This is a genomic window from Alteromonas macleodii ATCC 27126 (genome assembly GCF_000172635.2).
GTDB classification, from domain to species: domain Bacteria; phylum Pseudomonadota; class Gammaproteobacteria; order Enterobacterales; family Alteromonadaceae; genus Alteromonas; species Alteromonas macleodii.
Window position 1 is genome coordinate 3,028,554 of sequence record NC_018632.1, and the last position, 15,758, is coordinate 3,044,311.

Here is a 15,758-nt window from a genome sequence, read left to right on the forward strand (position 1 = left end):
ATGCAATAGTGTAAAGCAGGCTGGCAAGATGCTCAAAGCTTTTGGACAAAATAACGCAAGCATGAGATGACCATCTGGTCATCTCATTAAATTAGCAACTTTTAAGAAGGAAGCGACTACTTATTTTGTGATGAGAGGTATTCGCGCATGCGCTGTTGTGCCACGTCAACGAGCATGTCGGGCTGGAATTTGGAGATAAACCTGTTGCATCCAACTTTTTCTACCATGGCGTCGTTGAAGCTTCCGCTTAATGATGTGTTGAGTGCTATAAATAAATTGCTCATACGAGGATCGTTACGCACTTCAGAAGTAAGCCGATAGCCGTCCATTTCTGGCATTTCTGCGTCGGTAAACATTAGCAAAATTTCGTCGGTTGGATTCTTCCCCTCATCGGCCCACTCCTTCAGCAGCGCTAACGCTTCAGCGCCGTTTTTACGTTCGATGATTGTTATACCTAGCTGCTCTAACGTATCTTTAATCTGTTTTCTTGCTGTGCTTGAGTCATCTACTATCAACACTTTCTTGCCTAAGAAGTGGTTAACAATGTCTTTATCTAGCACTTCTTCAGAGATAGATGTGTCGTAATCGATGATTTCCGCGAGTACTTTTTCAACATCGATGATTTCTACCAGCTCTTGTTTACCCTCAACATTCACCTGAGTTATGGCGGTTAAATAATTGGATTTTCCAATGCCGCTAGGGGGTGGCTGAATGGTTCCCCACGATGTATTCACTATGTTTTTCACTTCACCAATAATGAAGCCCTGCACGCTTCTGTTATATTCAGTGATAATGACATTCTTCGCTGTTGCTTGCGTAGCTGCACCGCGCATTTTGATTGCCTGACGCAAGTCTATAATTGGAATGGAGCTTCCTCGGTAGTTCATCACGCCTTTCAGGTTGTGATGTGAACCCGGCATTATATTGAGCTTGGGTACGTTTATAACTTCTTTAATTTTAAAGACGTTCATGGCAAAAATGTGTCGCGTTCCCAGTTGAAACATCAAAAGCTCAAGCCTGTTTTCGCCAACAAGCTTGGTTCTTTGGTCAACTGACGACAATACACTACTACTCATAACACCCACTTTTCATATTATATATCAACAAGCTAAAACAAATGCGCCCTCGTATCGGACAAGATTATTTAGCGTGAAGCTTTACGCCTAAATTTACCTTGCTCACACCGGCAAAGCTATTACCCTTTTAGCTAATAGACAGACGAAATAGTCAACACCAGCAAGCATTTGCAACCTACGTAAGTTATTTATTACCGACCACTTCTTGCCCCGCTGCTGCCCCATTGCCTTAAAACCACCAAACATAGGTGTCAAAGATTTACAGTATCTAGACTTCTCTCGGCGCCAGTCATTCACAAAATAAATGGCCGCAATGCAAAATATATATTTCTATTATTCCAAATCCGGCACTAGGATGAAATGGAATCAACGGGAACGCCCTACAGCGTAAACATAAACAACGTTAAGTATTTTAATTATAGTCGGGAGAGACGCTCATGTCGCAATATCAACAAGACATTGATAACTTCGCCACATTAAAGGCAGCACAAAACGGAACTTGGGAAGGTATCAACCCAGAATTCGCTGCACGCATGAAGGTTCAAAACCGTTTTAAAACAGGTTTAGACATTGCTCGCTACACTGCAAGCATTATGCGCAAAGACATGGCTGAATACGACGCAGATTCGTCTCAGTACACACAGTCACTAGGCTGCTGGCATGGCTTCGTAGGCCAACAAAAAATGCTTTCAGTTAAAAAGCATCAAGGCACAACTAACAAAAGCTACCTTTACCTTTCAGGCTGGATGGTAGCAGCACTTCGCTCTGAATTTGGTCCTCTTCCTGACCAATCAATGCATGAAAAAACATCAGTGTCTGCGCTTATCGAAGAACTTTATACTTTCCTTCGCCAAGCAGATGCGCGTGAATTAGGCGACCTTTTCCACAAGCTAGACGACGCTAAGAAAAACGGTGGTGATGTAGCTGCGATTCAAGCTGAAATCGACAATTACGAAACTCACGTAGTTCCAATTATCGCAGATATCGATGCGGGCTTTGGTAACGAAGAAGCAACCTACCTACTTGCAAAGCAAATGATTGAAGCAGGTGCATGCTGTATCCAAATTGAGAACCAAGTATCGGACGCGAAGCAATGTGGTCACCAAGACGGTAAAGTAACCGTGCCACACGAAGACTTCCTAGCGAAAATCAATGCAGTACGCTATGCATTCCTTGAACTAGGTGTTGATGAAGGTGTAATTGTTGCACGTACTGACTCACTAGGTGCTGGTCTTACTCAGAAGATCCCAGTATCTACATCAGAAGGCGACTTAGCTGCTCAGTACAATGCGTTCCTTAAAACTACCGAAGTTGCAGGGGCAGAAGATCTAAGTGAAGGTGACCTAGTTCTTAAGCAAGGTGGCAAACTGGTTAAGCCTGAGCGTCTACCAAACGGCTTGTTCCGCTTTAAAGACAACACAGGTTTTGACCGTGTAGTACTTGACTGCGTAACGTCACTTAAGCACGGCGCTGACTTGCTTTGGATTGAAACTGAAAAGCCTCACGTTGGCCAAATTGCTGAAATGGTTAACGCTATTCGCGAACAAGTACCAAACGCAAAGCTGGTTTATAACAACTCTCCATCATTCAACTGGACGCTTAACTTCCGTCAGCAAGTGTTTGATGCTTGGACAGAAGAAGGCAAAGACGTATCTGGCTACGACCGCGCGAAACTTATGTCTGCCGACTATGATGACAGCGAACTTGCAGCAGCAGCGGACGAGAAGATTAAGAGCTTCCAGGCTGACGCAGCACGCGAAGCGGGTATCTTCCACCACCTTATCACGCTACCGACTTACCACACTGCAGCGCTGTCTACTGACAACCTTGCAAAAGGTTACTTCGGTGAAGAAGGTATGCTTGCTTATGTTCGCGGTGTTCAGCGTCAAGAAATTCGCCAAGGTCTAGCGTGCGTTAAGCACCAAGCGATGGCAGGTTCTGACCTAGGTGATACACACAAAGAGTACTTCTCTGGTGAAGGTGCACTTAAAGCGTCTGGTGAAGATAACACCATGAACCAGTTCGACGTATAACGCGAACAGGCAATGAGTTAAACGGAAAGTATCCCAACCTTTCCTACAGGGCACCTTCGGGTGCCCTTTTTTGTGCACGTCATTCACTTCACTTATGCTTTTTGCATAAAACAAAAAAAGCCATATTTTCCTAAATTTCATAAAAAAACAATATAACAATTATATTTCAATACCTTATAGGTATAACGGCGGCCAATTTAAGACTAAACGCTTATCTGACATTGAAATAAAAAAGCTTTATAATAGCTATGTTTAATTAGGTTTAAAAAGAGCATTAGAATAATGAATATAGCGAAGGTCGACCTGAATTTATTGGTTTATTTAGATGTGCTGTTGCGCGAAGGAAGTGTAACAAAAGCTGCAAACCAGCTAAGCATTACTCAGCCAGCAATGAGTAACGGCCTGAAGCGTCTTCGCGATCTATTTAAAGATCCACTTTTAGTGCGTACCAGCGATGGGATGACCCCCACTAAGCGCGCGCTTGAACTACAACCCATTATTCGCGATGTGCTTAGTCGATTGGAAAGCTCTATTCAACCCGAGACTGATTTCGATCCGTTAACCAGCGACAGAACCTTCCGCATTATGACCAGTGACTATGCAGAGAGTACCTTGTTACTTGAACTTGTTGGAAGACTGGCGGATTTAGCGCCCAATATTACGCTTGACCTTATTACGCCGAGTGACGTGACGTTTCACGATGTCGAGCAAGGTAAAGTGGACATGGCAATTAACCGCTTCGATGAATTGCCTTTGTCGTTTCACCAAAAAGTTATCTGGTATGACACCTTTAGCTGCGTAATGAGTTCCGACCATCCGCTAGTAGAAAAATGCAACCTAGAAGGCTATTTGAGTGCCCAGCATATTTGGGTAAGTAAAACTGGGTTTGGCGTGGGTGTAGGTATTGATCCAAATGAAGTACAAAAATTGGGTTGGGTTGACGCAGAGCTTACAAAAATTGGCAAACAGCGTGCTATTCGCGTATTTACTCGTCATTACCATGCAGCGCTTCAGATTGCGAAAAAGCAAAAACTCATTGCTACCTTACCAAGCAAAGCGGCACGTTTATTCAAACACGACCCTGATGTGGTGATTAAAGAGCCGCCTTTCGACATACCACCTATTGCGCTAAAAATGGCGTGGAGTGCCCTACTTCACCACGACGCAGGTCACATTTGGTTGCGCCGCTTAATCAGCGATGTAGCTAGCGAAATGAATGCGGGTTAAACATTCACAAAATATATGGCAGAAATACAAACCATAAATTAAAAAACTATCTCTATACACACTACACTGGGTGAACAGACAAATGTATAGAGGTAGTTATGCAAGGATATATTACTAGAGGCCGATTACAGGTTGCCGAACAACTCGATAACTTTATTAATGAACAGGCACTTCCTGGCACAGGCGTAGATAAAGACACCTTTTGGCAAGGTGCAGAAACCCTCTTCGAAAAATTCATTCCTCAAAATCGCGCACTATTAGAAAAGCGAGAACAGCTTCAGCGCGCTATCGACGATTATCATAAAGCTGGTAACCCGGTAAACGGAAACGAATATACCGACTTCCTAAAAAGCATCGGTTACCTTGTTGAGCAGCCGTCACAAGTAAGTGCACAAACACAAAATGTAGACGCCGAAATAGCAACAATGGCAGGCCCTCAGCTAGTCGTGCCAATCAACAACGCTCGCTATGCACTTAACGCGGTAAATGCCCGTTGGGGTAGCCTTTACGACGCACTATACGGCACTGATGTCATCAGCAGTGAAGGTGGAGCAGAAGCGGGAAAAAGCTACAACCCCGTACGCGGCGCCAAAGTAGTTGCGAAAGCGAAAGACTATCTAGATAGCATGATACCCCTTGCGAAAGGCAGCCACGCTGACGTTACTGAGTATAAGATTGAATCGGGTAAATTGGCGATCACTCTTGCCGACGGCGATGAAACCACCTTAGCAAACACAGAGCAATGGCAAGGATACCAAGGTGACATTAGCGCACCGTCAAGCCTGCTATTTGCACACAACGGTCTGCATTTTGAAATTCAACTAGACCCGACTCACCCTATTGGCGAGAGTGATGCCGCAAACGTAAAAGACGTACTGGTTGAAGCCGCATTAACCACCATAATGGACTGCGAAGATTCCGTTGCTGCTGTTGACGCTGAAGATAAAACCTTGGTGTATAGCAACTGGTTAGGCTTAATGAAAGGCTCGCTAAGCATTGAAATGACAAAGGGCGGCAAGCAGCTTGTTCGCGCTATGCATGACGATAGAAGCTACCAGCCGTCTAAACACGCTTCACAAGACGAGCTAAAAGATGGCGAACTAGTACTTTCTGGTCGAAGCCTTATGTTTGTTAGAAACGTGGGCCATCTTATGACTAACAATGCTATGCTCTTTGACGGCGAAGAAGTGCCAGAGGGGATCATGGACGGTTTAGTCACTTCACTTATCGCAAAGCATGATCTTTTAGGAAACAGCAAATTTAAAAACAGCCGCGAAGGCAGTATTTATATTGTTAAACCTAAAATGCACGGGCCAGAAGAAGTTGCATTCTCTAACGCATTGTTTGGTGCTATCGAAGCGATTATCGATGTTCCAGCTAACACCCTTAAAATGGGCATAATGGATGAAGAGCGCCGTACGAGTATTAATCTACAAGCTTGTATTGCCGAGGCTACTTCACGCGTTGTGTTCATTAACACGGGCTTCTTAGACAGAACCGGTGATGAAATTCATACCTCAATGCTTGCCGGCCCTTTTGCAGAAAAAGCCGCGCTCAAGTCTATGGCGTGGATTAAGGCTTATGAAACTGCAAACGTTGCAGTAGGCCTTCGCTGCGGCCTTTCTGGCAAAGCGCAAATTGGTAAGGGCATGTGGCCAATACCTGATGAAATGCAAAATATGATGACCGCCAAAATAGGCCACCCTAAGGCTGGCGCTAATACTGCTTGGGTTCCCTCACCTACTGCAGCAACACTGCACGCGCTTCATTACCACGATGTAAATGTGTTTGACGTTCAAAAGTCGCTAGATGAAAACTTTAGTGGCCTTGCTGACATACTTACCATTCCATTGTTAGAAGATGCCTCTACTTTGACGCGTGAGAGTATTAAGCGTGAAATTGACAATAACGTTCAGGGCATTTTAGGCTACGTTGTACGCTGGGTTCACCAAGGCGTAGGCTGCTCGAAGGTTCCGGACATCAACAATGTAGGCTTGATGGAAGACCGCGCGACGTTGCGAATTTCATCGCAGCATATCGCTAACTGGCTAGAGCACGGCATTGTAAGTGTAGATCAGGTAAAAGAGTCTTTGGCCCGTATGGCTGTCTTGGTAGATGAGCAAAATGCGGGGGATCCTGAGTATATCCCTATGGCACCTGATTTAGACAGCTCAATTGGCTTCTTAGCCGCAAGCGATCTAATCTTCAAAGGTAAAGAGCAGCCTAGCGGTTACACAGAACCTTTACTGCACGCCCGTCGCCGCGAAATGAAGGCAAAACTTGCAGCGAGCTAGCACAAAATATGAGGGCTAAGAATTGGAAACTAAAAGCTATATTCCATACGGTAAAACACCAAAGAATTAGCTAGCTAGTTTCAAGCCTCATCAGACGCATTTGAATAAGGCTCACTCTGTTAGTCAACAGCAGTGAGCCTTTTTATTTATTGCTGGTGTATTACTAATGCGTTTGCATTTATTGTCGCGACGCGTGAAATCACTTCGCAAACACACTCAAAAGCGAACTGTGTAGTGATATGGCAACACTTTAGACTAAAGATATCGCTTATCTCCCCCTTGATACTTTGCTGATAATGTATGAGTAAACTACGCTTTTATAGTGTGGGGCGCAGCGTTTGTTATTCCGTTGGAACTAAACACTTAGCGCAAAGCCTCCTTAGTTTGGAGTATGCACATGCAGATAGCCTCGGCAGCAATACCGAATAATTTATTACAGGCGAACGTCACGCAAATTGTGCCCATCTTTTCAGGTGGAGGAACAAGATTGAGCGCCCATATCGGCATCATTAAAGCGCTGCAGGACATGGACGTAGGCTTCGACACTTTAGTGGGTGTATCAGGTGGCTCGATTATCGCTTCGCTTTATGCCAAAGGTTACACAGTGGAGCAAATGCGAGAGCTCGCACTGGTTACCGATTTCAAGCAATTCACTGAATTTTCACTCGTAAGATTACTCCGGGAAGGCGGACTTTCTTCTGGCGACGTATTTCAACGATGGATTGACGAACAGTTGGAAGGCGCAGTGTTTGCCGACCTCCCACTCAACTTGCATATTCTCGCTACCGACGTAAACGGCGGCGGACCAGTTTTGTTCAACAAACAAACCTCTCCAGATATGAAGGTGTCAGAAGCAGTGCGGTACTCTATGTCGATACCGCTCATCTTCTCGTTCAAACCCTTTAAAGAGCACCTGCTAGTAGACGGCGCTATATTGTCTGAAGATGCGCTGTTTGAAGATTGGCGAGGCGATGGCACGCCATCAGTATGCTTCAGACTGCAAAGCACCGAACAAAAACGCAAGGCTATTAAAAAGAACTTACTTCAACTGCCCCAATACATCAGCATGCTTATTCGCACGTTTATGACGGCAATATCCAGGGAGTACGTCAATGCGAAGTATTGGCACAATACGGTGGTGGTGAATACCGGGGAGATTTCCGCGGTAGATTTTTCGCTTACACCTGAAATTAAAAACACACTTTTTGAGCTCGGTTATGCAACCACGAAAGAGTTCTTGCCCAAAAAGTGTGCGGGATTTATGAGAAGCAGTGCACTTTAACGGTTTCAGAAAGTAATTATAAGTCGCTAGCGCTTACACTTTATAAAAGTCGCGATACCAGTCGACAAACGCTTTTACGCCTGTTTCAACATCGGTAGATGGCTGGTATCCAGTATCTTCAACTAGCGACGACACATCAGCATAGGTGTCAGGCACATCGCCTGGCTGCATAGGAAGAAGTTCTTTCTTCGCCTCAATACCCAATGCACTCTCAAGGGTTTCAATAAACTTCAAAAGGTGCACTGGTGTTTGCGCACCAATATTGTACACCTTATAGGGCGCCTTACTCGTACTTGGATCTGGATTGCCGCCGTCCCAATTCTCGTTAGGTTTAGCCACATTATCCAATGAGCGAATTACGCCTTCAACGATATCATCGATATAAGTGAAGTCACGACGGTGGTTACCATAGTTGTAAACCTGTATTGTTTTGCCTTCCAAAATAGCTTTAGTGAACTTGAAAAGCGCCATGTCTGGACGGCCCCAAGGCCCGTAAACAGTGAAAAAGCGCAGCCCCGTTGTAGGCAAGTTATACAGGTGACTATAAGTATGAGCCATTAGCTCGTTAGCTTTTTTAGAAGCCGCATACAAGCTAACTTGATGATCTACGTTATGCTGTTCTGAAAACGGCATAGTCTCATTCGCTCCGTAGACTGAGCTAGACGACGCGTACACCAAATGCTCGACTTTATTATGGCGACATCCTTCTAGAATATTCACAAAGCCAACAATATTTGAGTCGACGTAAGCGTTAGGATTTTCAAGTGAATAACGCACACCAGCTTGAGCAGCCAAATGCACCACTCTATCAAATTTGTGCTCTTCAAAAAGCGCAGCCATTTTGTCGCGCTCCTCTACCCCCATCTCGATAAATGAAAATAAATCAGCAGCAGTAGATGATTTAATCTCGTCTAGACGAGCGTGCTTTAATTTCACTTCGTAATAATCGTTAATGTTGTCAATCCCGACAACTTGGTCACCACGATTGATAAGGTATTGCGATACAGCTGCACCAATGAAACCAGCTGCTCCGGTGACTAAGATTTTCATTTATTAATCCCTTTTACTCGTCAGATTGTTCTGGATACTTTTCGAATTTTCTACTTTAGTGAAAATATGCTTCCCAAGCACGCTTTCTAATATGGCTCGCACAGATTTTACAGTCAGATGGTAAAACAATATTGGAAGAGGCATCTTCAAAAAATGTCCTCTCAGCATAAGCAGCCATGCAGAGATTATTCCAAAAAAATCAGTACTTAAATAATGCTTAGGTGATAATCCTGAAATGAAAACTTTGTCCTTAAAAGAAAGCTCAAAAACAAATAACTTCTTATCAAAAAGGGAGATTGTTTCGGATGGTAATTTCAGCTCGAAACATAGAGATAAATACCTAATAGCTCTTTCAACTTCGCTCTTAAAGTTAAGCGCCTTACTTATGTTAATCACTTCAATCCAAAATTCAGAACTTTTACCTTTAGACAGTAAATAAAGGTCGAAGAAATCTCTATAAGCATACTTAAAGTCTTCATTAAAAAACAAATGGATACTGCTATGCACAAACATCGCGGGCTCTGTCAAAGTCTCAATGCCATGCGAATGCGTTTTGGTATATCTAAACAGTATTTCTGTATCTACCATCCGCCCAGATATTATTGGTACTAAATTATGGTGCAAATCCAGTACAGTTCCCCTTACTCCGTGCGTCAACGGAGGAATTTCATGCGCCCACTTTCTATAATACTGGTCATCATAATCGTTTATATCTTTATGGCACCAGCCTGCTAGAATAAGTGCTTTTTCAACCGCTGTAATATCGCTTTTTTTTACTATAACATCAACATCACCACACGTTCTTCCAATACTAGCGGAGCAATTGCTTAAAACATAAGCCCCCCCTTTCAGAAAAACTAGCTTTTTAGTTTTGCCTTTCAAATAGGTGCTTAATTTTTCTGCTTCGTAGCGAATTTGCGTATGTTGGTGCTCGGCTAGGGTTATAGCATTTTCAAAATGCCGTTGGACACATTTCTCGAGAGTTGCTAGCACCCCAACATCGCGAAACCGATAGCCAAACCTAGCCAAAAGCTGCTCGCTCCTCATTACTAAAATAAGGGATTCCCACTGTCTCAATGAAACAGAAGTTGCTAATTGGGGCTCTGTGTACAACTGTATAATTGACTTTTGACTCAACAATGACTGACTCACAAAATTTCTTCCTCTATAAAATCTTGAAGGTCAATAAGATTATTGTGCCAAACTCTAAATGATTTAGCCTTTTCCACCGTCTTAACAATCGTGTCAAACCCAATCTTTCCGAGAGCAGTGAAATTAAAAGCATTGTTACTCAATTGCATAAACGAGTTTGAGTTATCCAACGCTTCTATTTCTAGAATATTTCCAGCCGTGTATTGCGGATAGATTATTCCCACTATTTCAGCTTCTTCAAACCTCATATCCCACGATGAAATAGGAGGAGATACATGTATAACATCCCCCTTGTGCGTATCTTTGGCTATTGATGAAAACGACGCATGAGGAAACCATTTTTTAGCCAACTTAATGGAGTTGTTTTTCAAACATATTGGCCGAACAAATGGATGACAGCGCCCAGTCTTTAGGTTTATCAGTGCCATTTCATCTGATAATAACTGCCACCCGTTAAATGCTAAATGTGTTGTGATTGTACTCTTTCCGCTGCCTGGCGGAGCGGGAAACAAAATTGCTTTACCATCTTTGGCAAGCACTGCGGAATGGACCAGTAAAAAAGACATTTCATGAGACGCAACTGTCCAATTCATCCCCCACTCAAGCATCGCAAATGCCTGACTATAGTCCAGTGGTTTAAACGGCTCTCGTAAGTCGCACAAAAATCTAGCTTGCTTTCGAAAAAGTTGGCGAATTAGCCCAGAGTTATGAACTTGTAAAAAGTAATCTGTAAAAGCTTGCTCCTCAAAACAATATGAAGGGTACAATTTCTCAAGATTGGAATTTACCAAAGGTATATTAGTAGAAAGTTTAAAACTAAAGGGGGCTAGCGAGAGGCTAAGTGGCATACTCAACGGCTTCTCTCTATCATTTCTTTTGCGGCTAACTCGGAAATTACTTTCGAAGAGTGATTAAGAGGACTATCGTTAAAAGTTGTTTCACGTAACAGTTTCATGAAACAATGGATGTTAAAGCTGACACATACCACTTCAAAGTTGCTTGAATTGTAAAGTGCAATACCAGAGTTATCACTAAAGGGATGAACAAATACTTCATCCCTCAAAACATAACACACTTTATACTGTTACCTCAGATGCAATGCAACCATTTTGACACTGGTCGATTATTGCGGCAAGTTCAATACCTAACTTGCCAGCATTGGAACTATAGAGTTCGGATAAGTAATCAACGTAATTTTGCAAAGAGCCAAACGAAGCTAAAACAGGGTAATGCACACCATGCATACCGTGGTATTTTGCGTTCAAATACATGCTAACGATATGGCAGTTAACGTTATCGGGGCCCGATAAATCAAACTTGTTTTTGGGATTCCCCAACCTGTCGAGTTTACTCGTGCGCTTTACAAATACGTCTGTGTCGTCCGTTACACCAGCAATTAACACCCCGCTATCGCCTTCTGACTTGAGAAAGTGATGGAGTTTTGGCGCTTCAAATCCACCTAAATAAGTTGGTAACTTAATTGAATTTCCAGAGTCGCTTAAAGCATCAAACCCGAAAACCGAACTAAAAGTCACCTTGTCACTATCTGGTATATTGTTTTTCCAATAACCATGTGAACGAAGCATTATACGCTCACCACTAGCCCAGTCTGACCCATGACCTGAAGCCACTATCGAATTCACTGTACCATTTGCCCAAACCGACCTTGCAGGTAAACTCAGTAAGGCCGTACCTGCTGCCGCTCTTTTGACAAATTTTCTACGACTTGCACTAGAGTTTGTTTTTAACTCGTCCATTTCTGACAAACCACCGTTAATCGATAAATACTTCTTGATCTTTTCTCTGCAAAAACCAAGCCAACAGTTAAACTTCTGATTTAATAGAGAAAAAGTAAAAAAAATAGTTAACTGTAAAGTTTTCTGACAAAGTCATCGATAATGATTTGTCATGCTTCGTTAATCGCCTGCGCTATATACGCATACTATTTAACCCATAAACTATAGTGTACTCTATTATTCGGGCAATTTAAATCAAACTTGTATACTAGAGAGTGCATCAAAATGTTAGCCATCGAAAAAATTTTAAAGGAGAGGCTTAAAGGTATCGCAGTAGTCATTTGTGACTCAGGTTTAATTGCAGAATACTTAAACTCTCCGGAAGGTTTCAATTCAACCATAACTTGCGTTGTCAAACCTTTAACCATTGGCGCAATAGAGAGTATTCTGAATATTGCAAACAATTGCCAAGAGACAGCTATTCCTGAATTTGCGATTCACCCTTTATCCACAGGAAAAAATTGGGGATATGGCTCTTCTGTTCCAATAGAAGGGTCTAAATCAAACGTGATATTAGATCTTTCTTCGCTCGATAGCATAACTCATTTCGATAAAGAAAACGGTATCGTATCTCTTCAGCCCGGTGTGACCCAACAACACCTATTTGACTACTTACATGATAATAATCATCCCTACATGGTTCCTGTTACAGGTGCAGGCCCGACTACAAGCATTTTAAGTAACGCTCTCGAGCGTGGCTATGGTATTACGCCGATCGCTGACCACTTCACCTCAGTAATGTCGATAAAAGGTTTTTTAGCAGATGGAAGCTTTTACGAGTCTTCTCTTCAATGTATGAGCGATACTGCTAATGGAAAAAATAGTGAATGTTACGTAGATAAAACATTTAAATGGAAACACGGCCCTTATCTCGACGGAATTTTCACTCAATCTGGAAACATGATTGTAACCGAAATAACTCTATCATTAGCTCGTGTAAAGCCTGCATTTGACTCTTTTTATATGCGCTTTTTCGACAAAGAAAGTTTCGATAACGCTTATGCGGTTGTGAAAGAAATTTTCCACAATTTAGAAGGCGTTGTAGGGTCAATAAATTTGATGGATAAAAGGCGTGTCGCCGCGATGGTCGCAGACAACCCCCAAGGCTGTGGTAGCCATAAAGTAATGACAGATGAACAAGTAGACGCAATTTCTAAACATTACGATGTACCTGAATGGACATTAGTAGGAACGGTCTACGGCACACATTCGGTAGCAAAGGCTGCAAAAAGTGATATCAAAAAAATTGCAAAAGGAAAAGCCGATCAAGTTCTGTTCTCTAGCGACCTATTGGTTAGATTAGGTCAAGTTGTTACTAAAAGGCTTAGCCTTCCGATATTAGATAGTGCAAGAGAGCAACTTGAAAAGCTCTCTGCGGGAATGGAGGTCATGCAGGGCAAGCCCAGTCAGGTTGCTTTACCTCTAGCTTATTGGCGCAACCCTAGAGTTCGACCAGATAAGTCACGATTGATGAACCCCGCAAAAGACGGTTGTGGTCTGCTTTGGTACGCCCCTCTTGTACCAGCTAAAGTAAGCTCAATGAAAGCTTTTATTGAAATGGTTCGAAGTATTACCCCCAAATATAATATTGAACCCATGATAACCTTTACAAACCTTAGTGGGATTTCGACTGACAGCACTATCCCAATTGTGTTTGATTTAGAAAATCCGCAAGCAGTAGAAGATGCACACGCATGCTTACAGGCATTGTTTGATGAGGGCGTGAAACAGGGGTTCATCCCTTACCGATTAAACATTCAACAGCAATTAGAACTAAATGCTAACAGTACGTTTTGGAAAACGGCCGGGAAAATCGCTCACGCATTAGATCCTGCTGGCATTATAAGTCCAGACAGATACAACCCTTATAAACCCTAATACTTTACGTCATTTTTATTAAGTATTGCCATAACGTGTTTAACTGGGATTGCGTAACTAATTCCACTTGGAGATGAAAGAGCTGCTTCTTTGCCCTGGCTTACAAAGACTTTATTAATCACACCCACCAAATGCCCTGTCTCTATATTATAAACAGGGCTACCTGAATTACCTGGAAATGCTGTGGCGTCGAGTTGATATACGAGTTCAGGCTTTTTTAGTCTCTTGAGCATTGAGACTGTCAACTGATCTGCATTCCTCGCAGGTATCGCATCAGGCGTAATAGCTGATATTAGTCCTTTGTGCGTAGCAGGATAAAGTCCAATTGCAGCACCTAATGGAAACCCAGTAAAAGCAATTTCATTGCCTGGCTTCAATAAAGTTTCGCTTCCCATTTTTAATGGCTTTAGTTCATTACTGATTTTCAATAGCGCTAAATCATGAACAGGATCGATATCGACAATTTCTGCTTTTTGAGCAGTGACGTTTCGACCTTCACCGTGAATAGCAACATAGTGTTGCACGATTTGGGGATCTAGAATTTTTGAAACCACATGATAATTGGTTATGACCCATTTACCGTTGCCAACTACAAAGCCAGTACCAAGAACTTGATTACCATCACTTTCCAGTGGTGTATACAAACCGATAGCAACGACAGAATCCGTTGTCTCAGACACTATATCAACAAACGAATAACTTGCATTTGCACTTAAAAAAGGTGAAAAAAATAGAGATGTAAAAACCAGTAATACGTTGGAATAGTGCGATAAATAGGACATGATTGACGAATCTCTTTTTTACAAGGTAGCAACATGGAATTGTTAAAGCATATAGTGCTTTTCTTTATATCTCCATTAAACTTAGCGACTTTACTGCACGTGCATCTCCGTTTTCTCGGTAGAAGTTACTCTATAATAGTGCGGTAAACATTTAAGCTTTTTGAAATAATCTATACTGCTTATCACACTTATTTGTTTTTCGTTTGAATGAATTAGTTTTACGTACAAAGTCTATGTAAATTAATGGTAAAACTCTGCTAGACTGAATAAAAAGTATTGGATATCGCTTCATCTATGGTTAAAAGTAAAAAGCAAACCCTGCTCGAGAAGTTAGGGACTATAGTTGGTGAGAAAAGTAAAATAGGAAAGCTTATTTCAGGATATAGAAAGCTGGAAGAAGCGAACTATATTTCTAGTCATTTTTCGGCATATTTGGCGCCAGTTGTTGCGAGTTCTAAAGAGTTGAAAAATGATGTTTTTACTATAAGACATGAAGTGTATTGTGAAGAACTTGGATTTGAGCCAATAAAAGAGAGTGGTTTAGAGTTTGATGAATTCGACAGCTTTTCACTTCACTGCTTAATACAACACCATAAAAGTAAGCATTTTGCGGGCACAGTGAGAATGGTGAGGCCCACAAAGCCCGATGAACAGCTTCCAATAGAAAAATATTGCCTAAACTCCATCACGCGAAAAGATTTAGACCCCTCTCAGTTTGACCGCAAAGATATTTGTGAAATATCGCGATTAGCTGTTCCTAAAGAGTTTCGTCGACGTGTAATGGATAAATTCGCAGGGGCTGGAGTGGCAGTTATCAACGAGCACACATACTCTGAAAAAGAAGTTCGCTGCTTTCCTTTTATTGCAGTTGGGCTTTACCTCTCTGCAGCAGCGTTAGCAATCGAAGAAGATATAAAACACGCTTATGTAATGATGGAGCCGCGTTTAGCGCGTAGTATGAAATTCATCGGCATCAAGTTCGAGCAAGTTGGCCCTGTGGTCGAATATCATGGTAAACGTGCGCCTTATTATATAAATAAGTCCCTACTACAGAAAAGCCTTCGCCCTGGCTTTGCGAAAATGCTTGCAGATATACTTGCCGCACTGGAAAGGCAGGAGTTCTAACTCTGTATTAACTATAAATTTTTTCTTTTAAGATACAAAAACGGCTCCGTAACGGAGCCGTTT

The 15,758-nt window shown here is 42.3% G+C and carries 12 protein-coding genes; 6 read left to right on the forward strand and 6 right to left on the reverse strand.

What is annotated here, in order from left to right:
• Nucleotides 1–116 precede the first annotated feature (116 nt).
• A complete protein-coding gene (locus tag MASE_RS13015) occupies nucleotides 117–1,076 on the reverse strand; it encodes a chemotaxis protein CheV (RefSeq protein ID WP_014950206.1) in 960 nt (319 codons plus the stop codon).
• Nucleotides 1,077–1,513: 437 nt separating this feature from the next.
• Between MASE_RS13015 and MASE_RS13020 the strand changes: the two genes are divergently transcribed.
• The 4 genes from MASE_RS13020 (at nucleotide 1,514) to MASE_RS13035 (ending at nucleotide 7,912) form a co-directional block, all read left to right on the forward strand.
• Complete coding sequence (locus MASE_RS13020; protein ID WP_014950207.1) at nucleotides 1,514–3,109, forward strand: isocitrate lyase; 1,596 nt, start codon at nucleotides 1,514–1,516, stop codon at nucleotides 3,107–3,109.
• A 282-nt stretch (nucleotides 3,110–3,391) separates the two neighbouring features.
• A complete protein-coding gene (locus MASE_RS13025) occupies nucleotides 3,392–4,336 on the forward strand; it encodes a LysR family transcriptional regulator (RefSeq protein WP_014950208.1) in 945 nt (314 codons plus the stop codon).
• Between the two features lie 98 nt (nucleotides 4,337–4,434).
• A complete protein-coding gene (locus tag MASE_RS13030) occupies nucleotides 4,435–6,630 on the forward strand; it encodes a malate synthase G (RefSeq protein ID WP_014950209.1) in 2,196 nt (731 codons plus the stop codon).
• A gap of 397 nt (nucleotides 6,631–7,027) precedes the next feature.
• Entirely contained in the window at nucleotides 7,028–7,912 is an 885-nt protein-coding gene (locus MASE_RS13035; protein WP_014950210.1) for a patatin-like phospholipase family protein, read from the forward strand.
• 33 nt (nucleotides 7,913–7,945) lie between these two features.
• Here the strand turns inward: MASE_RS13035 and MASE_RS13040 are convergent, their stop codons facing one another.
• The 4 genes from MASE_RS13040 to MASE_RS13055 all read right to left on the reverse strand — a co-directional run bounded on the left by MASE_RS13040 (nucleotide 7,946) and on the right by MASE_RS13055 (nucleotide 11,871).
• Nucleotides 7,946–8,962 carry an NAD-dependent epimerase gene (locus MASE_RS13040; RefSeq protein ID WP_014950211.1) on the reverse strand — a complete coding sequence of 339 codons (1,017 nt, stop codon included), beginning with the start codon at nucleotides 8,960–8,962 and terminating at the stop codon, nucleotides 7,946–7,948.
• 3 nt (nucleotides 8,963–8,965) lie between these two features.
• Nucleotides 8,966–10,114 (reverse strand): nucleotidyltransferase family protein, encoded by a 1,149-nt coding sequence (locus tag MASE_RS13045; protein WP_014950212.1) that lies wholly within the window; start codon nucleotides 10,112–10,114, stop codon nucleotides 8,966–8,968.
• On the reverse strand, nucleotides 10,111–10,962 hold the full coding sequence (locus MASE_RS13050; RefSeq protein ID WP_014950213.1) for an HprK-related kinase A: 852 nt from the start codon (nucleotides 10,960–10,962) through the stop codon (nucleotides 10,111–10,113). Before MASE_RS13050 ends, MASE_RS13045 begins: the two co-directional genes overlap by 4 nt.
• Before the next feature lie 228 nt (nucleotides 10,963–11,190).
• Entirely contained in the window at nucleotides 11,191–11,871 is a 681-nt protein-coding gene (locus tag MASE_RS13055) for a twin-arginine translocation signal domain-containing protein (RefSeq protein WP_014950214.1), read from the reverse strand.
• Nucleotides 11,872–12,135: 264 nt separating this feature from the next.
• On the opposite strand from MASE_RS13055, the gene MASE_RS13060 reads away from it, so the two are divergent.
• Nucleotides 12,136–13,788: an FAD-binding oxidoreductase gene (locus tag MASE_RS13060; RefSeq protein ID WP_014950215.1), complete on the forward strand. Its 1,653-nt coding sequence runs from the start codon at nucleotides 12,136–12,138 to the stop codon at nucleotides 13,786–13,788.
• Here MASE_RS13060 and MASE_RS13065 read toward each other — a convergent pair.
• Nucleotides 13,785–14,570: a S1 family peptidase gene (locus MASE_RS13065; RefSeq protein WP_014950216.1), complete on the reverse strand. Its 786-nt coding sequence runs from the start codon at nucleotides 14,568–14,570 to the stop codon at nucleotides 13,785–13,787. The genes MASE_RS13060 and MASE_RS13065 overlap by 4 nt on opposite strands.
• Nucleotides 14,571–14,864: 294 nt before the next feature.
• On the opposite strand from MASE_RS13065, the gene MASE_RS13070 reads away from it, so the two are divergent.
• Nucleotides 14,865–15,695 carry a PEP-CTERM/exosortase system-associated acyltransferase gene (locus MASE_RS13070; RefSeq protein ID WP_014950217.1) on the forward strand — a complete coding sequence of 277 codons (831 nt, stop codon included), beginning with the start codon at nucleotides 14,865–14,867 and terminating at the stop codon, nucleotides 15,693–15,695.
• Nucleotides 15,696–15,758 lie beyond the last annotated feature (63 nt).

Bases quoted from the DNA above. Each gene is read 5' to 3' on its own strand.
- MASE_RS13035 (WP_014950210.1), top strand. From the start codon at position 7,028: ATGCAGATAGCCTCGGCAGCAATACCGAATAATTTATTACAGGCGAAC.
- MASE_RS13020 (WP_014950207.1), top strand. From the start codon at position 1,514: ATGTCGCAATATCAACAAGACATTGATAACTTCGCCACATTAAAGGCA.
- MASE_RS13060 (WP_014950215.1), top strand. From the start codon at position 12,136: ATGTTAGCCATCGAAAAAATTTTAAAGGAGAGGCTTAAAGGTATCGCA.
- MASE_RS13065 (WP_014950216.1), bottom strand. From the start codon at position 14,570: ATGTCCTATTTATCGCACTATTCCAACGTATTACTGGTTTTTACATCT.
- MASE_RS13040 (WP_014950211.1), bottom strand. From the start codon at position 8,962: ATGAAAATCTTAGTCACCGGAGCAGCTGGTTTCATTGGTGCAGCTGTA.
- MASE_RS13015 (WP_014950206.1), bottom strand. From the start codon at position 1,076: ATGAGTAGTAGTGTATTGTCGTCAGTTGACCAAAGAACCAAGCTTGTT.
- MASE_RS13030 (WP_014950209.1), top strand. From the start codon at position 4,435: ATGCAAGGATATATTACTAGAGGCCGATTACAGGTTGCCGAACAACTC.
- MASE_RS13055 (WP_014950214.1), bottom strand. From the start codon at position 11,871: ATGGACGAGTTAAAAACAAACTCTAGTGCAAGTCGTAGAAAATTTGTC.
- MASE_RS13025 (WP_014950208.1), top strand. From the start codon at position 3,392: ATGAATATAGCGAAGGTCGACCTGAATTTATTGGTTTATTTAGATGTG.
- MASE_RS13050 (WP_014950213.1), bottom strand. From the start codon at position 10,962: ATGCCACTTAGCCTCTCGCTAGCCCCCTTTAGTTTTAAACTTTCTACT.
- MASE_RS13070 (WP_014950217.1), top strand. From the start codon at position 14,865: ATGGTTAAAAGTAAAAAGCAAACCCTGCTCGAGAAGTTAGGGACTATA.